16 protein-coding genes are annotated in these 18,691 nt (G+C 67.6%); 4 read left to right on the top strand and 12 right to left on the bottom strand.

The window, feature by feature from the left end; translation table 11 throughout:
- Positions 1 to 197: 197 nt before the first annotated feature.
- The 5 genes from ACMX2H_RS15360 to ACMX2H_RS15340 all read right to left on the bottom strand — a co-directional run bounded on the left by ACMX2H_RS15360 (position 198) and on the right by ACMX2H_RS15340 (position 5,878).
- Positions 198 to 1,469 (bottom strand): galactokinase, encoded by a 1,272-nt coding sequence (locus tag ACMX2H_RS15360; protein ID WP_414961625.1) that lies wholly within the window; start codon positions 1,467 to 1,469, stop codon positions 198 to 200.
- Positions 1,466 to 2,683, bottom strand: a complete 1,218-nt coding sequence (galT, locus tag ACMX2H_RS15355) for a galactose-1-phosphate uridylyltransferase (RefSeq protein ID WP_414961667.1) — start codon at positions 2,681 to 2,683, stop codon at positions 1,466 to 1,468. The genes ACMX2H_RS15360 and galT overlap by 4 nt, the downstream gene beginning before the upstream one ends.
- A 65-nt stretch (positions 2,684 to 2,748) precedes the next feature.
- Positions 2,749 to 3,537, bottom strand: a complete 789-nt coding sequence (locus ACMX2H_RS15350) for a DeoR/GlpR family DNA-binding transcription regulator (RefSeq protein ID WP_414961623.1) — start codon at positions 3,535 to 3,537, stop codon at positions 2,749 to 2,751.
- 339 nt (positions 3,538 to 3,876) lie between these two features.
- The gene (locus ACMX2H_RS15345; RefSeq protein WP_414961622.1) at positions 3,877 to 4,251 is read right to left on the bottom strand and encodes a TraR/DksA family transcriptional regulator; all 375 of its coding nucleotides are present in this window, start codon (positions 4,249 to 4,251) and stop codon (positions 3,877 to 3,879) included.
- Positions 4,252 to 4,366: 115 nt separating this feature from the next.
- Entirely contained in the window at positions 4,367 to 5,878 is a 1,512-nt protein-coding gene (locus tag ACMX2H_RS15340; RefSeq protein ID WP_414961620.1) for a SulP family inorganic anion transporter, read from the bottom strand.
- 135 nt (positions 5,879 to 6,013) lie between these two features.
- On the opposite strand from ACMX2H_RS15340, the gene ACMX2H_RS15335 reads away from it, so the two are divergent.
- Entirely contained in the window at positions 6,014 to 7,588 is a 1,575-nt protein-coding gene (locus tag ACMX2H_RS15335; protein WP_414961618.1) for an FAD-dependent monooxygenase, read from the top strand.
- Positions 7,589 to 7,631: 43 nt separating this feature from the next.
- On the top strand, positions 7,632 to 7,970 hold the full coding sequence (locus tag ACMX2H_RS15330) for a GYD domain-containing protein (RefSeq protein WP_414961616.1): 339 nt from the start codon (positions 7,632 to 7,634) through the stop codon (positions 7,968 to 7,970).
- On the opposite strand, the gene ACMX2H_RS15325 is transcribed toward ACMX2H_RS15330, so the two are convergent.
- The 4 genes from ACMX2H_RS15325 to ACMX2H_RS15310 form a co-directional block, all read right to left on the bottom strand.
- On the bottom strand, positions 7,967 to 8,959 hold the full coding sequence (locus ACMX2H_RS15325) for a universal stress protein (RefSeq protein WP_414961614.1): 993 nt from the start codon (positions 8,957 to 8,959) through the stop codon (positions 7,967 to 7,969). The genes ACMX2H_RS15330 and ACMX2H_RS15325 overlap by 4 nt on opposite strands.
- Positions 8,960 to 9,097: 138 nt before the next feature.
- The gene (gene nhaA, locus ACMX2H_RS15320; RefSeq protein ID WP_414961612.1) at positions 9,098 to 10,444 is read right to left on the bottom strand and encodes a Na+/H+ antiporter NhaA; all 1,347 of its coding nucleotides are present in this window, start codon (positions 10,442 to 10,444) and stop codon (positions 9,098 to 9,100) included.
- Between the two features lie 198 nt (positions 10,445 to 10,642).
- Positions 10,643 to 11,047 (bottom strand): hypothetical protein, encoded by a 405-nt coding sequence (locus tag ACMX2H_RS15315; protein ID WP_414961610.1) that lies wholly within the window; start codon positions 11,045 to 11,047, stop codon positions 10,643 to 10,645.
- Between the two features lie 206 nt (positions 11,048 to 11,253).
- A complete protein-coding gene (locus ACMX2H_RS15310) occupies positions 11,254 to 12,009 on the bottom strand; it encodes a TetR/AcrR family transcriptional regulator (RefSeq protein WP_414961609.1) in 756 nt (251 codons plus the stop codon).
- A gap of 145 nt (positions 12,010 to 12,154) precedes the next feature.
- On the opposite strand from ACMX2H_RS15310, the gene ACMX2H_RS15305 reads away from it, so the two are divergent.
- Positions 12,155 to 13,114, top strand: a complete 960-nt coding sequence (locus ACMX2H_RS15305) for an NAD-dependent epimerase/dehydratase family protein (protein ID WP_414961607.1) — start codon at positions 12,155 to 12,157, stop codon at positions 13,112 to 13,114.
- Positions 13,115 to 13,137: 23 nt separating this feature from the next.
- Here the strand turns inward: ACMX2H_RS15305 and ACMX2H_RS15300 are convergent, their stop codons facing one another.
- Positions 13,138 to 14,700 (bottom strand): cation:proton antiporter, encoded by a 1,563-nt coding sequence (locus ACMX2H_RS15300; RefSeq protein WP_414961605.1) that lies wholly within the window; start codon positions 14,698 to 14,700, stop codon positions 13,138 to 13,140.
- A 432-nt stretch (positions 14,701 to 15,132) separates the two neighbouring features.
- On the opposite strand from ACMX2H_RS15300, the gene ACMX2H_RS15295 reads away from it, so the two are divergent.
- Positions 15,133 to 16,737, top strand: coding sequence for a stealth conserved region 3 domain-containing protein (locus ACMX2H_RS15295; RefSeq protein WP_414961603.1), 1,605 nt, complete (start codon positions 15,133 to 15,135; stop codon positions 16,735 to 16,737).
- A gap of 97 nt (positions 16,738 to 16,834) precedes the next feature.
- Here the strand turns inward: ACMX2H_RS15295 and ACMX2H_RS15290 are convergent, their stop codons facing one another.
- Entirely contained in the window at positions 16,835 to 17,749 is a 915-nt protein-coding gene (locus ACMX2H_RS15290; RefSeq protein ID WP_414961665.1) for a phosphodiesterase, read from the bottom strand.
- Between the two features lie 113 nt (positions 17,750 to 17,862).
- Positions 17,863 to 18,522 carry a pentapeptide repeat-containing protein gene (locus tag ACMX2H_RS15285; RefSeq protein ID WP_414961602.1) on the bottom strand — a complete coding sequence of 220 codons (660 nt, stop codon included), beginning with the start codon at positions 18,520 to 18,522 and terminating at the stop codon, positions 17,863 to 17,865.
- Positions 18,523 to 18,691 lie beyond the last annotated feature (169 nt).

The following is an 18,691-nucleotide window of genomic DNA, read 5'->3' as shown; positions in this document are numbered from 1 at the left end:
GCCGCCTGCCCAGCGGACGGCACCGGCGGCAGCGGCGGTCGCCCTGTTGGGATCACTGGCCATATTCGCCTTCTGCCTGCTGGCCGTCTGGCCCACCCGGGCGGTTCCAAGGGACTTCGGACATCCCCTCCGGGTTTCCATTGATTGCCGCCACGCTCTAGGCCGGGCTGGCCGGCCAGATGCCCGTGCAGACCGGCCTACAGCAGCCGGCGGGCTCCGTCCGCCGGGAGCACGGTGAACAGCTCGGGTTGCCGGAAGCCGCGCGAAGCGAAAGCCCGCAAGACCGCATCCCGCACCGCGTCCACCGCCTCCTTCGGGACCAGAGCGATAGCGGACCCGCCGAATCCCCCGCCGGTCATCCGGGCACCGAGCGCGCCGTTGACCTGGGCGGTCTCCACGGCCAGGTCGAGCTCGGGACAGGAGATTTCGAAGTCGTCGCGCATGGAAACGTGGCTGGCGTCGAGCAGCCGGCCGATGGCCGCAGGCCCCTCGGAGCGCAACGCGTTTACGGTCTCCACCACGCGCTGGTTCTCGGTCACGATATGTCGGGCGCGGCGGAACGTCTCTTCGTCGAGCAACTGCTGTGCTTCCGGCAGCCGGTCCAGCGGCACGTCGCGCAGCAGCGGCACACCCAGGGCATCCGCCGCCCGGGTGCAGGAGTCGCGGCGGCGGGCATAGTCACCGGTGGCGTGGGCGTGCGAAACCTTGGTGTCCAGGACCAGGCAGACCAGGCCGGCGGCGTCCAACTCCAGCGGTACCAGCTGCACCTCTTCGCTGCGGCAGTCCAGGAAGACGGCGGATCCGGCGGCACCAAAGAGGGAGGCGTACTGGTCCATGATGCCGGTCGGGGCGCCGACCATGTCGTTCTCGGCCCGGCGGCCGACGGCGGCCAGCGCCCGCCGGTCCAGTCCAGCCAGTCCAGCCCGTCCACCGGGTCCGCCCGGTCCAGCCGATCCGCTCGGTCCACCCGGTCCACCCGGTCCACCCGGCTCAGCGAAGCCTCCCAGCTCAACCGAGCCATCCAGCCCAGCCAGTTCAACCAGACCTACCGCCACGGCACACTCGAGCGCCGCGGACGAGGACAGTCCGGCGCCCACCGGCACGTCGGAGTCCACCAGCAGGTCGAAACCGGGAAGCCGCACCCCGGCCTGCTCCAGTGCCCAGGCCACGCCCAGCGGATAGGCAGCCCAGCCGGTCACGGCCCCGGGGCGCAGGCCATCCAGGTCGACTTCCACGGCTTCGGTCCCGGACAGGGCGGAGGCAACCCGCACGGTGCGGTCGCCACGGACCGCGAGCGCCGCCGTCGTTGTTTTGTCGATGGCAAACGGCAGCACAAAGCCGCCGTTGTAGTCGGTGTGCTCGCCGATCAGGTTCACCCGTCCGGGTCCGGCCCACACTCCGGCCGGCGTGCGGCCGAACCGAGCGGCGAACGCGTCTGCGGTGCGGGCGGCCAGGGCCTCGGCGCTCACTGCCCGCTCCCAGTGTCGGTGCCAGCCCGGGCGGCGTCCTCATCAGCCCCGTCGCCGTCCGCATCAGCCCCGGCGCCGGCCGCATCAGTTCCGCCAGCGATCACACCGGCTTTGCCGGCATCCGCATCGGCCCCGCCGGCGGCCGCCCGCAGCGCCGCCGCGACCTGTTCGGGCAGTGTGTCGTTGATGAAGGCACCCATCGCCGCCTCGGAGCCGGCCAGATACTTGAGCTTGTCCGCCGCCCGGCGCGGCGAGGTCAGCTGCAGGTGCAGGTAGCCGGATTCGCGCAGCGCCGGATCCACGGGCGCCTGATGCCACGCGGCGATGTAGGGCGTGGGGCTGTCGTAGAGCGCGTCGAAGCGTCCCAGCAGCTGCGGGTACAGCTCCGCCAGCTCGTCCCGCTCGGCGCCGGTGAGCCCGGCCAGGTCCGCCACCTGCCGGTGCGGCACCAGATGCACCTCCAGCGGCCAGCGCGCGGCGAACGGCACGTAGGCGCTGAAATGTTCACCCTCGAGCACCATCCGCGAGCCGTCGGAACGCTCCTTCGCCAGCACCGATCCGGTCAGCGTCTCCCGCCCTCCGGACGCGGCAAAGTGCTGCTTCGCGGCCGCCGCCATCACCGCCCCGCGCGGCGGCAGGTACGAGTAGGCATAAATCTGTCCGTGCGGATGGTGCAGCGTGACGCCGATCTGCGCACCGCGGTTCTCGAAGCAGAACACCTGTGCCACCCCGTCCATCCTGCTCAGCGCGGCGGTCCGGTGCGCCCACGCGTCGATCACGGTCCGCACCCGGCGGGTGTCCAGTCCGGTGAACGAGCCGGTGTGCGCCGAGGTGAAGGAGACCACCTCGCAGCGTCCGCCGGCGGTGTAAGACCGGCCCCAGGTCGGGTGTTCCGGCACCGCCAGCAGGTCCGGACCGAGCGAGGGAAACCGGTTCTCGAATACGGCCACGTCATAGTCCGCAGCCGGAATCTCGGAGGCGTAGTCGGGCGTGCTGGGGCACAGCGGGCAGGCGTCGGCCGGCGGCAAGTAGGTGCGGGTCTGCCGGTGCGCGGCCAGCGCCACCCACTCCCCGGTCAGCACGTCGTACCGCAGCTCGCCGGCGGGCGGCCGTTCGGGAAGCTCCCGGGTGTCCTGTGCGGTCCGCGGAACCGGCTGCGCACCGTCGTCGAAATACAGCAGTTCCCGCCCGTCCGCCAGCCGGGTACTGGTCACGGCGGGGACCGGCTCCGCTTCCGGAACAACGACGGCGGTGCCCGCCACGGGCGCATCCTGTTCCGTCACGCCGGTTCCCCCGTTTCGGAGGCCACCAGCAGGTTGACGCCAAGTTCGGCATAGCGCGACCGGACCTCGTCCGGGATGCCGGCGTCGGTGATCAGCGTGTCCACCGCGGCCAGCGGGACGATCGGCGCGAGCGCACGAATACCGAACTTGGTGTGGTCGGCCAGCACCACCAGCCGGTCGGCCGACTCGGCGAGGGCGGCGTTCGTGTCCGCCTCCGCCAGGTTGGGCGTGCTGAGCCCGCCGTCCGGGTGGATGCCGTGCACCCCCAAAAAGCACACGTCCACGTGCAGCGACCGGATCGCGGCGGTGGCAACCGGGCCCACCAGCGCTTCCGACGGCGTGCGCTCCCCGCCGGTCAGGATCACGGTCGCTTCGCCGCCGGTGGAGCGCCGGGCCACGTCCGCCCCGGTCAGCGAATTCGTGACCACCGTCAGCCCCTCCAGCCCGGCCAGCAGACCGGCCAGGCAATACGTGGTGGTGCCGGCCGAGATCGCAATCGTGGCCCCGGGCCGCAGCAGTTCCCGGGCGGCCCGGCCGATGGCCAGCTTCGCCTGCCGCTGCCGGCCAAGGTTGACGCTGAACCCCGGCTCCGCCTCCTGCGTTCCCCGCAGCCGGGTGGCTCCGCCGTGCACCTTGCGCAGCACGCCCTCGCCGTCGAGCGCCTCGATGTCCCGGCGCACGGTCATCTCGGATACGTTCAGCGCTTGGGCCACTTCGGAAACGCGCACGGTTTCACGGACGCTGAGTTCCTGCAGCACATAGCGCCGCCGTTCCGGTGCCAGCATGGCCGGGCCTCCCACAGATCGATCAAATCCGCACTTTCTCCCTCAAAGTAGCACAGCATCGCACAACGACGTCGGTGCCCCGCTTACGGAAGGCGGGGCACCGACGTCGTGCTGTCCCGGAGGAGGATACGGCGGCCCGCCGATAGCTGGGGAATTCGGTCAGGCTGCCTCGAGGCCAGACCTCGCCCGTCCCGCAGGGGTCCAAGCCACTCCGTCCCGCAGGGGTCCAGACCTCGCCCGGCCCGGAGTGGCGCGAAGGCGTAATAACATCTGCCAACGAACTGGCGCGTTGCCTCAGCCGCTGGCGCGGCGCCTCACCCGCTAAGCAGTGTGGCCGCTTCAGCTGCGCTGTTTCGCGGCGCAGGTGACGCAGTACTGCGCTTCGGGCCTGATCTCCAGGCGTTCGCGCGGGATCGGGTTGCCGCACGACGTGCACCGGCCGTAGGTTCCGTCCTCCAGCCGTTCGCGGGCAGCAGCGATGTTGGCCAGCGCCTTTTCCGTGCTGACCAGCAGCGCTACTTCGCGGGCCCGTTCCAGTGTGGCTGTTGAACCTTCGGGGTCGTGCTCGTCGTCGGCCGGGATGTCGCGGGTCGCCGCGGTGACTTCGGCAATGTCCACGGTGAGACGTTCAACTTGTGCCCGGTCGGACGCTTCCCGGGCATCCAGCAAGGCAGCGAAATGCGCTACCTCATCCTGGGTTAGCTGGTCGCTCATGCTGGCCTCCTGTCCCTGCGCAGTCCGGCACTATCCGAACCGGAGTGCCCCTAGAATACGCCGTTGTGGCAGCCGTGGAGCGGTGAGCCGCCAAAAGGCCGGACAACCGCCCGGGTCAGCCGTTGAGTTTGCCGGCCATCCGTTCGCGCATGGCCACACTGGCCGAGTTCAGCCCGATGATCCGGACTTCTTTTCCGTGGTGCCGGTACTTCTCGGTGATCGCATCGAGCGCCGCCACCGTGGAGGCATCCCAGAGGTGCGAGGCGTGCATGTCGATGACCACCTTGTCAGGGTCCAGCGCATAGTCGAACTGGGTGTAGAGGTCGTTCGAGGACGCGAAGAACAACTCGCCGTCGACCACATACGTAGCGGTCTCTTCGCCGTTCAGCTCCAGCACGGTCCGCTCCACCGTCACCAGATGCGACACCCGGTTGGCGAAGAGCACCATGGCGGTCAGCACACCGAGGCCCACACCGACGGCCAGGTTGTGGGTGGCCACGGTGGCGACGACGGTGACCAGCATGACGGCGGTCTCGCTCTTCGGCATCATCTTCAAGGTCGAGGGCTTGATGCTGTGCCAGTCGAACGTCGCCCAGGACACGAAGATCATCACCGCCACCAGAGCGGCCATCGGGATCAGCGCCACCACGTCACCCAGAACCACTACCAGGATCAGCAGGAACACGCCGGCCAGGAAGGTGGAGATCCGCGTCCGGCTCCCCGAAGCCCGGACATTGATCATGGTCTGGCCGATCATCGCGCAGCCACCCATCCCGCCAAAGAAGCCGGTGATGATGTTGGCCGCTCCCTGACCCCACGACTCCCGGGTCTTGGATGAACGGGTGTCGGTGATGTCATCCACCAGCTTGGCCGTCATAAGTGATTCGAGCAGGCCTACGAAGGCCATGGCCAGGGCATACGGGAAGATGACGCCGAAGGTGTCCCAGGACAGCGGCACCTGGGGGAAGAACAGGGCGGGCAGGCTGTCCGGCAGCTCACCCTTGTCCCCTACCGTCGGCACGGCAACGGACGCGAACACCGTGATCAGCGTCAGCACCACAATCGCCACCAGCGGCGCCGGCACCGCGCTGGTCAATTTCGGCAGGCCAAAAACAATCACCAGCGCCAAGGCGGTCAGTGGGTACACCAGCCACGGAACGCCCAGAAGCTCGGGAACCTGCGCCATGAACACCAAGATCGCCAGGGCGTTGACGAAGCCCACCATGACCTGCCGCGGGATGAACCGCATCAGCTTGGCCACGCCGAGCAGCGCCAGCAGCACTTGCAACACCCCGGCCAGGATCACGGCTGCCACCAGATAGTCCAGTCCGTGGCTGTCCACCACCGGGGCGATCACCAGCGCCACCGCACCGGTAGCCGCGGAGATCATCGCCGGTCGGCCGCCCAGGAAGGCGATGGATACCGCCATGGTGAAGGACGCGAACAGCCCGATGCGCGGATCGACGCCGGCGATGATGGAGAACGCGATGGCTTCCGGGATCAGCGCCAGCGCCACCACCAGCCCGCCGAGCACTTCGGTCTTCAGCAGCCGCGGCGATTTGAGCGTCCGCAGCACGGACTGGCGTTCTTCGGGAGTCAGGTCCGGCTGCGCGGTCGTGGTGGGCACCAGGGGGCTCCGATCTTCTGGTGGGGGAACGATCAATTCTACCGGCGGCCCGTGGTCAGCAGTGCTGCCCTCCCCCGCCAAAGCCCCTGCCGCTGCCGCATCGCCAGCGGTACGCTCGGTGCAGGAGGTACCGCCATGGCAGCCGAACTTCAGACCGACGTGCTGGTCATCGGGGCCGGTCCCACAGGGCTCATGCTCGCCAACTGGCTGGCCAAGCTGCACATCAAGCACATCGTCGCCGACGGCAAGTCGGGGCCCACCCGGGAATCGCGGGCACTGGGCGTGCAGGCACGCAGCATGGAAATCTACGACCAACTGGACCTGGCCGGCACCATTGTGGCCGAAGGGAACCTGGCCGAAGCAGCCGTCATCGGGTTCGGCCCGAAGCCTCGCGGCCGGATCCCGCTGGGCAGGATGGGCCGCGGCATCACACCGTTCCCGGGCATCATGTTCTACGAGCAGAGCAAGAACGAAGAGCTGCTGCTGCGGAACCTGAAGGCTCTGGGCGGCGAAGTGCTCTGGGAGTGCCGGCTGGCCGAGCTGGACATTGTGGACAGCGGCACGCAGCCGGACTACCCCGTCCAGGCCAGACTGACCGGCCCGGCGGGCCAGGCCGTGGTCCGTGCTCGCTATTGTGTCGGGGCGGACGGCGCCTCCTCCACGGTGCGCACCAGCCGCGGCATCAGCTTCGAGGGATCGACCAGTCCGCACACCTTCTTCGTCTGCGACGCCACCGATGTCCGCGGCCTGACCGATGAAGCAATCAACATCCGGGCCGGCATGGACGAGTTCCTGCTGGGCTTCCCTATGACGGGCCCCGGCCACGAGCGGCTCATTGGCGTGGTCGGCGACGCCGCCTTGGGTGCCCAGGGACACAACAACGACGGCGGCGCGAACGTTTCGGAGGAGGCCATCCGAGGGCGTTTGGCTGACAAGTTCGACGTCGGCTACGGCGGGTCGAACTGGTTCTCCACTTATCGCGTGCATCACCGGATCGCCGGGCAGTTCCGCGACGGCCCGGTGTTCCTCGCCGGGGACGCCGCGCACGTCCACTCCCCTGTGGGCGCGCAGGGCATGAATACCGGCCTGCAGGATGCCCACAATCTGGCCTTCAAATTCGCCGATGTACTGAGCGGGCAGGCGGCAGACGCTTACCTGGACCGCTACCAGGCCGAGCGGCGGCCGGTGGCGGTGCGGCTGCTGCAGACCACCGACCGGGTCTTCGGGTTCGTCACGTCCACGGCGCCCTGGGCCATCGCTGCCCGGAAATGGGTGCTGCAGTTCCTGATCCCGGTGGTCACCCGCGTGGTGCCGCGGACCGCGGGTGCCTCCCGCATGTTCGGCTACCTGTCACAGACCCGGATTCACTACTGGATGACCGCGGACGCTAAGGAAGCGGCCGGCGGCCGGCGCGGCAAAGTGGTCGGTCGGCGGCTGCCGTACGCGGGCAGCAACTTCGACACGCTGCGCAGCCTGCAGTGGCAGGTGCACTCCTACGGTGAGCCCGGCCCCGCCGTCGTCAATCATGTGCAGGCAGCGCTGGGGTTGACCATGCATGTGCTGCCGCGCGCTGGGAACACCAGGCTGGATCCGGAGCAGCTGTATCTGGTGCGGCCGGATGGATTCGTGGCGGCCCAGGCGGTGCCCAGCCATGCCGTTTCAACGTTCACCGCGGCACTGCGGCGCGGACGCCGGTCCGTCAAAGTCTGACCGTCCGCCAGCTCCGGGCCAAAACAATTCGAGAGGAAAGACAATGGCGCTCTATCTATCGAAGTTCAGCTACACCCCGGAGGTCTGGGCCAGAATGATCCACAACCCGGAGGACCGGGGGAAAGCCGCCAAGGCCTACATCGAATCCGTCGGCGGGAAGCTGCACGGCTTTTGGTACGCCTTCGGCACGCACGACGGATACAACCTCTGGGAGGCACCGGACAACGTCTCCATGGCCGCAGTGGCGCTGGCCATCAGCGGAGGCGGCGCGATGAGCTCCTTCGAGACAACGGTGCTGCTGACCGTCGATGAGACCCTCGATGCCTTGCGGATGGCAGGTGAAGTCGGCTACCGGGCGCCCGGCGCGGCCGGCACCGGCTAGGCCTGCACTCCCCTGGGAACCACCATCATCGGGCACACTCCGTGGTGCAGCACGGCCTGGCTGACCGAGCCGAGCAACAGACCCGGAAAGCCGCCGTGGCCGCGGGTGCCCAGCACCATCAATTCGGCAGTTCGGGTGGCATGGACCAGCGCCTCGGCGGGTTTCATGACATAGAAGTTCCAACTGGCATCCAGCTCCGGATAGCGGTCCCGGACTTCGCCCAGTGCAGTGTCCAGTTCGGCGGTGACCTCCTCGCGGAACCGCTGCGCTCCCGCCACATTGTCCAGCCAGAGCGAGTCGCGGTAGAACGGCGCCCGGGCGGACACCATCCGCAGCGGAATGGCATGCCGGCTGGCTGTTTCGGCGGCTGCCCACACGGCCGGATTCGAGCTGCCCGCGGCGTCGACGCCGACCACCACTTGTCCGGCATAGCTGAACTTTTCGTTGGGGTCCGGCGGATGCAGCCCCTGGTCCGTTCCGCCCTGCGGCGACGGGACCAGCCACGGCACCGGCCCGCCGGGCAGCGCCGCAGCAGCCTCATCGGAGATCTCCGCGGCCGTCGTCCCGGGCGCCCACCGCTCCGGCACCACCACGGTGGGGCACTCCCCGTGAGCTGCCAGCCCGGAGGAGACACTGCCCAACAGCCGGCCTGCGAAGCCGCCCCGGCCGCGTTTGCCCACCACGGCCAAGCCTGCGGACGCCGTCTCGTCCACCAGCACCTCGCTCGGGTCCCCGGAGACAACGTGCCCTTCGGCCTGCAGCCCCATGGCTCCGGCTCGGTCCAGCGCGGTCTGCAGCACGCCTTCCCCGCCGCGCCGGGCGGAGGCAAGGTACTGGTGGTCCACTTGCGGATCGTCAACGCCGGCGGCCGAAATCACCGTGACCAGCCGCACCCGCCAGCCCCGGGATCGAGCCTCGGACAGTGCCCAGTCCAGTGCCCGGCCACTGGTTTCCGAGCCGTCGAATCCCACCAGGACGACCTCTTCCATGCCCCCACCATAGGGGAAGCCGGCAAAGCTGAGTAGATGTGGCATTAAGGACGACGGCGGGTGGGCAGCTGGCAGCCCAGGCCGGTCCGGGCCTGGTAGCGGGAGCCGGACCTAGTCAGCGAAGGTTCCGAAGCGTTCTCAGACGTTGCCGTCTCGCTGATAAACATCCGGGATGCCGTCGTGGTCTGCGTCGATCCGCTCCTCCGCCTCGATCTGCCGGTAGTGCCGGTTGCGGGAACGCAACACCACCGAAGCGAGCAACGCTGCCAACAGCGACGCCGCAAGAATCGCAACCTTGGCATGATCATTCGCCGGAGTGCCCAAGCCGAAGCTGAGCTCGCCCACCAGCAGTGAGACGGTGAAGCCGATGCCGGCCAGCACGGAAATTCCCAGCAGATCGACCCATTTGAATGACTTATCCAGTTCGGCTTTGGTCAGCTTGCTCATCAACCAGGTGGTCCCGACGATACCGATCGGCTTGCCCAGCAACAGGCCGGCAATGATGCCGATGGCGACGGAATCGCCCAGTGCTGAGACAAAGCCTTCGACACCGCCGATGGCCACGCCGGCGGAGAAGAAGGCGAACACGGGGACCGCAAATCCCGCCGACACCGGCCGGACCCGATGCTCGAATATTTCGGCGAGGCCAGGACCCGACTCCGGCCCTCCGCTGGCCCGGCTGCGCAGCACCGGTACGGTAAAGCCGAGCACCACACCGGCGATGGTGGCGTGGATACCGGAGGCGTGGACCAGTGCCCACGCCACGAGGCCGATCGGCAACAGGACGACCCACATGGCGATTTGGTGCTTGCCGAAGAATGCGCGGAACTTCTGCACCAGGAAGGCGTAGATGACGATCGGAATCAGCGCCAGCAGCAGGGCAGAAGAATGGATTTCCTCTGTGTAGACAAAGGCGATGATGGCAATCGCGATCAGATCGTCCACCACCGCGAGGGTCAGCAGGAAGATTCGCAGCGCGCTGGGCAGATGCGAGCCGATGACGGCCAGAACCGCCACCGCAAACGCGATGTCCGTTGCCGTCGGAATCGCCCAGCCATTGAGCGTTTCCGGGTTGCCCCCGTTGATGGCGGCATAGATGAGCGCGGGAACAACCACTCCGCCGGCAGCGGCTGCCACCGGGACCATGGCTTTGCGTGGGCTGCGGAGGTCCCCTGCAACGAACTCGCGTTTCAGCTCCAGCCCGACCAGGAAGAAGAACACTGCCAGCAACCCGTCGGCGGCCCATGCACCCAGACTTAATTCCAGATGCCAAGGCGCATAGCCGACAGCAAAGTCGCGCAGGTCGAAGTAACTGTCTGCAGCGGGCGAGTTTGCCCAGATCAGGGCGACGAGTGCGGCGAAAACCAGCAAGGCGCCGCCGACCGTCTCCTTCCGCAGGATTTCGCCGATTCGCAGCGCTTCGGCATAGCTCCCGCGGCCCAATACCTTGGGTTTGGCGGACGGTCCAGGAATTTTGGTAGCCACAGCGGCTCCTCAGGGTCGACAACAGAAATTGCCGACCAGACTTCCCGGCGCACCTCCTCCACCCTAACCGCCGCTTCCGGTGAGCATCAAAACGAAGCCGAGCGCCAGCGGGGCAAATCCTGGGCAAACATGCTGTACGACGACGACCGGATCATCGTGAAGCCAGCAGGGCAAGACAGAGGCTTTCAGCGCCCCGGCTTAGCCGGAAAGCACCATGGCAAGCAGCCCGACGATGGCCGACATCACGCCCACAGCGGTAAGGATCTTGCCCAGCAGCAGCACTATTTTGCCCGGCGGCTCCGGCTCGGACACCTGCCACCGGTCGGGCCGGTGGGCGTCGTAATAGACCAGCACGTCCGAGCCCGCTGCCACGTCGGAGCCGGTTCCGGCCGGAAAGACACCTTCCAGGAACCCGTGCCGGGTGTCGAACCAGCGCACGCCCCGGCGTCGTCCGTCGTCGAACGCCACGCCGTCGGCACTGTGCCAGCGGATTCCGGCTAACCGCAGCACCGCGGCCACCAACAGCAGCAGCACACCCGGTACCAGGGCAGCCCACGTCAGCACTTCGGTCACCAATCCGATGGACGTGGCAAGATCTGGCATGGACAGATCGTATGCCACCCGGCGGGCTCTCCGGGGAAAATTTTGCTGAACTTTGCGCGGACGGGCTGCAATAACGACGGCGGCGCTGACGTTGGTCTCCACGCGGGTCTCCACGCGCTCGCTGGGGCTCGCTTGGTCGACCACCGGGGCGCTCACTTGGTCGACCACCGGGGCGCTCGCTTGGTCGGCTGCCGAATGGGCTGGGGCTAGGGCAGGCCGAGGATGTTGGCGAGGACGTCCAGGTGGTGTTCAAACAGCAACCCGGCATCAGTGAAGGTTTCCCGCCCGTATTGGCCGAACACCTCGAAGCTCACGGCACCGAAAAGCGCCGTCCAAACCAGGGTGCCGCGGGCGATCAGCGCGTCGGGAGCGGCCAGGCCAAACTCGCGGCGGATGGCGGCGACGTCATGGTGGAGCGGTCCGGGCAGAGCCGTCTCCTGCTGCGCGGAACCTTGCGGCCCCGGGTCGCGCCGAGCCGGCTCCTTCCCGGCGTCCTCCGGGTCAAACGTCAGTGCGCCGGCCCGGTAGGCGTCGTCGATCATCCGGACCAACGCGACGACTACGCGGATCCCGGGACCGGTGGTGCGCTCGGCCGGAGCCTGGTAACCGGGCACCGGCGAACCAAACAACAGGGCGTAGCGGGCCGGTTCGCGCAGGCCCCACTCCCGCACCGACCTGCACAGGGCCCGGAATCTTGCCCCGGCGTCGCGGTCCCCCGCAGCCGCAACCGCATGCTCCACGGTCTCGCCCAATTCGTTATAGGCCTCCACCACCAACAGGGTCAGGAGTTCGTCCCGGCTGCCCACGTAGCGGTAGACCGCAGAAGACACCACGCCGAGTTCACGGGCCACGGCGCGCAGCGATAGAGCGGCAGCGCCGACCTGGCTCAACTGTTCGCGGCCGATCCGGACGATGTCGCTGATGGTTTGCTCTCGGGCGCGTTCGCGCGGGGTGCCTGCCATAACCCGATCCTTCCGCACATCTGAGAGCACTGTCAACTTTCGAGAGCACTGCTCTTGACAGGACGGAGACCTCAAGTCCACAATGGTTCAGAGAGCAGTGCTCTCGGAATCGCCGAGGCACACAAATATGAACAGGAACATCACCATGAGCAACCTCTACATCGTCACCGGCGCTGGCCCGGTTGGCACCACCGTCGCCGAGCAGCTGGCCGGGCAGGGCCACCGCGTCCGGATCCTGACCCGTTCCGGCAGCGGTCCGGACCACCCACTGGTGGAACGCCGGTCCGTAGACGTTTCCCGTCCAGATGGACTGGACGAACTCTTCGCCGGTGCAGCCGCGATCTTCCACTGCATTCACGGCAGCGCCTACAGTGCCACTGCGTGGGAGGCCGAGCTGCCGGGCGCCGAGCAGAATGTCCTGGCCGCGGCCCAGCGGGCCGCGGCGGTGGTTGTCTTCCCGGAGAGCCTCTACTCCTATGACCGGCCGGATCAGGTGATGACTGAAGACGGCCCGCGCCGGGCCGAGGGCGGCAAACGTGGCGTGCGCACCGCGCTGCTGGCGGCCCGCGCTGCGTCGGCCACCCCTACCGTGAGCGTCGTGGCCTCGGATTTCTTCGGCCCGCATGTGCTCAATGCACACGCCGGCGAGCGCATGGTGCCGCTGGTGCTGTCCGGCAAGACCGTCCGGGTGCTGGGCAAGCCGGACCTGCCGCACTCGTTCACCTACGTCCCGGATTTGGCGGCCGCCATGATTGCTGCCGCGGGCAACCGCAAGGTGTGGGATACGGTGCTGCATGCCCCGACGCTTCCTGCCCTCACACAGCGCGGCATGGTGCAGGCTTATGCCCGGGCCGCAGGGACCCCGGCTCCCAAGGTCGGCTCCATTCCGGGCTGGCTGCTGCGCGGCCTGGGCCTCTTTTCAGCGGGGATGCGCGAGCTGGCGGAGATGACGTACCAGTTCGAGCGACCGTTCGTGATGTCCTCGGCGCAGAGCGAAGAACTGCTGGGTCTCCGGCCGACCCCGCTGGACCAGGCCGCGGCGGAGACCGTGGGCTGGTGGCGGAACCGCTTGGCCTCCCGGCAGGAAGCCGGGTCTGCCGCCTGAGCCGCCCCTCCGCCGTCGTTCTTTCAGCGCAGGGAAATGGTCCGCAGGTCCAGTTGCCGCAGCACGCGGTCGACGACTTCCGGGTCCATGTCCGGCTCGCTGCGGGCCGCCACGACTTCTTGCCGGGCGGCATTCAGCGCAATGGTCTGGGCGGTGACCAGCACCTCGCGGCCGGCCTTGCGCGGCTTCGGGTGCTTGCTGCCGGCCATGCTCAGCAGGTCGTTGCCGAGCCGGTGCATCCGTTGCCTGACCGCTTCCACCTTTTCCTCCGGCAGATCCTTCATCAGCTCGGAGTCGCGAAGCGCGGCGATGGCCGCTTCCTGCGCCCGGCCGGCCAGGACGCGGGCCGCTTCGTGTTCTTCGGTGCCGCCGTCTTGGGCCTTCAGCACGCGCATCAGCCAGGGCAAGGTCAGCCCGGGCAGCACCAGCGTGGCAAGCAGCACCGCGCAAGCGACCACCAGGATCTCGTGTCGGCCGGCGAAGGCCGTGCCGTCCGGAAGCGTCACCGGGATGGCCAGCGCCAGCGCCAGCGTGGCCAGCCCGCGCATGCCGCACCAAGTCAGGATCAGCACGTCTTTGGTTGACGTCGGCGGCAGCGCGTCCTCCTTGCCGCGGGCAAGCCACGCCAGCCCGGCCATCCACAGGAAACGCACCGCGACGACCAGGACGCACACCGTGACGGCGAGGCCGAGCATGCCGAAGATGGCGGTGCCTTCCTCCACGACGACCTGCCGAATCTCCAGCCCCATTAGCCCAAAGGCCAGCCCCGTGGCCAGCAGCTCCACCACGTCCCAGAACGCGCGCCGGGTCACCCGCTCGGCGGCATCCTGCGGCCGCGAGCGCCGCTGGATCTCCAACGCCGTCACCACCACCGCCACCACCCCTGACGCGTGCAATTCTTCGGCCAGGATGTAGGCGGCAAACGGCACCACCAACGTGATCGCGCTGCGGGCCACCAATGACGTGACGAAATGGGTTGTCATCATGGTGATCCAGCCCATCAGAATGCCGATTGCGACGGCAATGGCAGCCCCCAGCAGGAACTGGGGCAACAAGCCCACGCCGATCTCGCTGCCGGAGAGCGCCGCCCCGACGGCGGCCTGGAAGATCACGATGGCCGCGGCATCGTTGAACAGGCCTTCGCTCTGCAGCACCGTGATCAGCCGCCGCGGCATCCGGACCCGGCCGGCTACGGATTCCACCGCCACCGGATCGGGCGGTGCCATGACGGCGCCCAACGCGATGGCCGCGGGAAGGCCGATGCTGCCGATCATCAACCAGGCTGCACCGGCGACCACTGCCGTGGTTACCGCCACCAGGGCCACCGCCAGCAGCACAATGGTGCGCCAGCGGATCCGGAACACCGCCCATGAACTGCGCTGTGCGGTGGCATAGAGCAGCGGCGGCAGGAAGAGCGGGAGAATTAGTTCCGGGTCAATGTGGATTTCCGGGAACCCCGGGATGAAGGTCAAGGCGACGGCCAGCAGCAGCATCAGCACCGGGTAGGGCAGCCGCAACCTTTCGCCCAGTCCGACCGCCACCACTGTGGCAAAGAGCAGTCCAATGATGAGTGCCAGTTGGTCCACTGTCCCGCTTCCGTCGAGGTGTGCTGAGGATGAGCCGGGTCTGTGAACGCGGTTCCGGGTGCTCTAAATCTACCGCCCGGCGCCAGGGCCCCGCAGGTCCTTCCCGTAGGCGACATGGCCCTTGTGGCCAGCCAAGGCCGGTGAGAAAGTGATTCCATGCCCACCGATTCCGCCCCCGTGAGCCATGAGCTCACCGGATCCTTGCCGCTGCCCGGCGGTGCTCGGTCCGGTCGATCGGCAGCCGGCACGTCCGGTGCCGCGGGTTGGCGCAACCCGATGTACCGTCGCAGTAAGGTTCCTTACTGACACGTAGTGCGGCGCCGCCGCCGCAGCGGCACTGCTTGTAACAATCGCCCACCCGTATCCCACCATGGGTGGCACCAGCCCCACAGTCGGCTGGGGCCGCCAGTTTCCGGAGGTTTAATGACCAGCATGCCTGCACCACAGGACGCGTTCTACGCCGAGCCCGAACCCGACCTCGCACCCGAGTCCACGGTCGAGATCACCTCGCCCGCCGCCGTCGTGCGCCTCACCGAACGCCCCGATGTGCTCAAGGTCAAGGGCGTTTACGCTTTGGTCAACACGTCCCTCACGCCGCACCAGGCGATGGTGGAGGATCTGCTGTTTGTCCGCAAAGTCCTTGATGACGCGCAGATTCCCTACCTGCTGGTCCGCGGCAACGACGCCCGGCCAGTGATGGCGGTGAACTGGGAACAGCGCGACGAGCTGCGCGCCGCCCTGGTGGCTGCCTGCGCGGACGAGCCGTTCTATTCGCTGACCATGGACGCGAAGAAGAAAACCGCCCGGTTGGTGGCCGACGGGGAACTCGCCGACGGCGACCGTGCGCGTGCCATCCGGTTGTACCGGCCGCGGATTGAACCGACCGGCGGGCTGCGGTACGGCCAGGGCACCGGTGTGCAGGTGGAGTTGTGGCGTTGGGACAACGGGCTGATCCACCTGCCGATCGAAAACTCGTTGACCCGGCGCACGCTGCCGGCCGTGGAAGCCGTCCGCGGCGAGGTGGAGCGCTACGGGCACCGCTGGCCCACGATCGAGAACATGTTCGCCGACCACGCCACGGACATTGATTTCGAAATCGACATCGTCTTTTCCTGGGTGGATGGCAACAACCGCGAGTACCAGCGCTATCGCAACAGCTTCCTGGAAAACGCCGTGCTGGGCGAAGGCGACGACGCCGATGCGCGCTTCCGCCAGATCGACGAACTGCGGTACGCGCTGCGCTCGGTGTACATGTTCGCGCCGTGGATCCGGCGGATATTCATCTGCACGGACTCTCCCCTGCCGGACTGGCTGGACGAGGAGCACCCGGACATCAAGGTGGTGCGCAGCGAGGAGCACTTCCGCGACCCCTCCGTGCTCCCGGTTTTCAACTCACAGGCCATCGAGGCGCAGCTGCAGCACATCGACGGCCTGGGCGAGCATTTCCTCTACTCCAACGACGACATGTTTTTTGGCCGCCCGATCGGCCCGGACCTGTTCTTCTCCCCCGGCGGGATCACCAAGTTCGTGGAAGCCGACACCCGGATCGGCCTTGGCGACAACCACCTGGACCGCTCCGGCTTCGAGAACGCGGCCCGCGTGAACCGCAAGCTGCTGTACGACCGCTTCGGCCGGATCACCACCCGGCATCTGGAGCACTGCGCGGCGCCGCTGCGCAAATCCGTGCTGCTGGAAATGGAAGAAGAATTCGCTGACGAGTTCAAGTCCACCGCGGCCAGCCGCTTCCGCGCCAAGGACAACATCTCGGTGACCAACTCGCTGTACCACTACTACGCCCTGCTGACCGGACGGGCGGTGACGAATCCGGGCGCCAAGGTCACCTACGTGGATACCACCATGTATTCGGGTTTGGCGAAGCTGGAGAAGCTGCTGCAGAAGCGCAACCGGGACTTCTTCTGTCTCAATGACGGCAGCTTCCCGGAGGTTCCCGCTGAGGAACGTCAGCGCGTGGTGACAGACTTCCTGGCCCGTTACTTCCCGTTCCGGGCCCCGTGGGAGAAGGCGCCGTCTGCCTAACCGGCGGCTCCGAAGCTGCCTCCGTCGCCCGACGTCGGGCTGGGACTGAACCGCCCTGCGGTTGCGCCGACCAGGGTGCGCTCAGGATGGCCCGGCCTCAGAGGTGGGAGGGGACGCGGCCCGGCCGTACGGCGTCGGGAATGACGACGGCGGCGTCCTCCAACCGCTGCCGGGTCTCCGCCGCGGTGACCTGCCGACCGACCGGCAGCCCTCCGCGGGCCGGAACCACGGAATGGACCACGGTGTCCTCGTAGACGTGGACCATGTTGTAGGCCTGTGCGGCATCGCGGCCGCGGGTGCTGCCGGCGTCGGCGGCAAGGTCCTGGGTGTAACAGGTCGCCGAGGCAACCGAGACCGGAATGCCGGCGAACGTGGCGGTGGTGGAATAGTGCAGGTGGCCGGCGATGATCCCGTTCACGTCGCTGCCGCGCAGCACCTCGGCCAGTTCGGCCTGGCCGCGCAGCTCCACCAGCACCGCCAGGTCCTGCACGCTGGGCACCGGCGGGTGGTGCATGGCGAGGATGGTTCCGTGCGGTGCCGGCTCGGCCAGCTCGTCGGCCAGCCACTGCAACTGGTCATCCTCCAGCTGCCCGTAATGCGCACCCGGAACGGTCGAATCCAGCGTCATCACGCGCAGGCCGTTGACGTCGTACACCCGGTCCAAGGGTTCGGCGCCGGCGGGCTCGTCCAGCAGCATGGTCTTCATCCCGGAACGGTCGTCGTGGTTGCCCATTGCCCAGATCACTTGGGCGCCGAGGTTCACTGCCGCCGGTTCCACAATTCTGCGGAGTCTGGAGTAGGCCTCCGGCTCGCCCTTGTCCGCCAGATCGCCGGTAAAGACCAGGGCCTCGGGCCGGGAGCCGGAGTCTTGCAGATCCTCGAAGATCTGCTCGAGTCGTGCTGCGCTGTCTACCGCCCCGTAGAGCCGGCCGTCGCCGCCCACCAAGTGGGTGTCGCTGATGTGGAGTAGGAAGTGGTTGGGCCGTGGATGCTCGGCCTGACGGAGGTCCATCATCTACCTTCTGCTGCTCGCCGGACGTGTGCTGTCCGGTCCACTACAAACCATACAAACAGAAAAACGCTGAACTGTGGGTGAATTTGACGCGGCAATTGTGTTGAATCCGGCTATGTTTTCTCCACAATGCCAAAATGGGCCGCGAACAAGGGAGCAAGTTCGCTGATCTGGAACGGCGTCATGGCCGCCCCGCGCAGGCCTTCCAGTCCGGCCAATTCCTGCAGCTCCAAGCCGCGCAAGTCGACATGCTTCAGCTTCGCCGCGGTCAGGTCCAGCCGCCGCACCCGGCTGTCGGCGAAAGCCAACCGGTGGGCGGCAGCGCCGCCCAGATCCAGTTCGTCAAGGATGCAACCGGTAAACAGCACGTCCTGGAGTTCGGCACCGCGCAGGTTCACGTAGTCCAGCTTGCAGTTGCGGAACTCGACCGATTCCCATTCGGATTCGTACACCTCGGCTGAACCGAACCGTGAACCGTCAATCACGACCCGCCGGAACCGCGAACGGGGCGCGCTGAACACCGGGGCGTTCATCCGCTCGATGGCCACGTCCACGAAGCCAGCCGAACGCAGGTCGGCCCCGTCCATTGAGACATCCTCGAACGTGCACTCCGTGACGGAGACACCGGCCAGGCGCTGGCCGTCCAGCCCAGCGCTGACAAAACGCAGGCCTGCCACCCGCCCCTCCGGCACCAAGGCCGACGCATCGCCGTCGGCCATCTGCCCCAGGTCCGGGGCGTCGATACGGGGTGTGAAATCGGCAGGTTTGGCCATCTTTGGAGCATAGCGAACACGCCAGGGCGAAAATCGCGTGCACTCGGAGCCAAACACGTGTTCGATGGCACCATGCAGATTCTCGTCTTGGGCGGTACCGCCTGGCTGGGCCATGAAATCGCCGCCGAAGCACTGCGCCGCGGGCATCAGGTCACCTGCCTGGCCCGCG

The sequence above is a fragment of the Arthrobacter sulfonylureivorans genome (assembly GCF_047607445.1).
Classification (GTDB): Bacteria; Actinomycetota; Actinomycetes; order Actinomycetales; family Micrococcaceae; genus Crystallibacter; species Crystallibacter sulfonylureivorans_A.
The sequence above is the reverse complement of the archived record's forward strand: the minus strand, read 5'-3'. Positions and strand labels throughout refer to the sequence as shown.

Excerpts from the sequence above, each read along its gene's own strand:
- ACMX2H_RS15350 (WP_414961623.1), bottom strand. The coding sequence starts at position 3,537 with ATGCTGGCACCGGAACGGCGGCGCTATGTGCTGCAGGAACTCAGCGTC.
- ACMX2H_RS15345 (WP_414961622.1), bottom strand. The coding sequence starts at position 4,251 with ATGAGCGACCAGCTAACCCAGGATGAGGTAGCGCATTTCGCTGCCTTG.
- ACMX2H_RS15335 (WP_414961618.1), top strand. The coding sequence starts at position 6,014 with ATGGCAGCCGAACTTCAGACCGACGTGCTGGTCATCGGGGCCGGTCCC.
- ACMX2H_RS15330 (WP_414961616.1), top strand. The coding sequence starts at position 7,632 with ATGGCGCTCTATCTATCGAAGTTCAGCTACACCCCGGAGGTCTGGGCC.
- ACMX2H_RS15325 (WP_414961614.1), bottom strand. The coding sequence starts at position 8,959 with ATGGAAGAGGTCGTCCTGGTGGGATTCGACGGCTCGGAAACCAGTGGC.
- ACMX2H_RS15315 (WP_414961610.1), bottom strand. The coding sequence starts at position 11,047 with ATGCCAGATCTTGCCACGTCCATCGGATTGGTGACCGAAGTGCTGACG.
- ACMX2H_RS15310 (WP_414961609.1), bottom strand. The coding sequence starts at position 12,009 with ATGGCAGGCACCCCGCGCGAACGCGCCCGAGAGCAAACCATCAGCGAC.
- ACMX2H_RS15305 (WP_414961607.1), top strand. The coding sequence starts at position 12,155 with ATGAGCAACCTCTACATCGTCACCGGCGCTGGCCCGGTTGGCACCACC.
- ACMX2H_RS15295 (WP_414961603.1), top strand. The coding sequence starts at position 15,133 with ATGCCTGCACCACAGGACGCGTTCTACGCCGAGCCCGAACCCGACCTC.
- ACMX2H_RS15290 (WP_414961665.1), bottom strand. The coding sequence starts at position 17,749 with ATGGACCTCCGTCAGGCCGAGCATCCACGGCCCAACCACTTCCTACTC.
- ACMX2H_RS15285 (WP_414961602.1), bottom strand. The coding sequence starts at position 18,522 with ATGGCCAAACCTGCCGATTTCACACCCCGTATCGACGCCCCGGACCTG.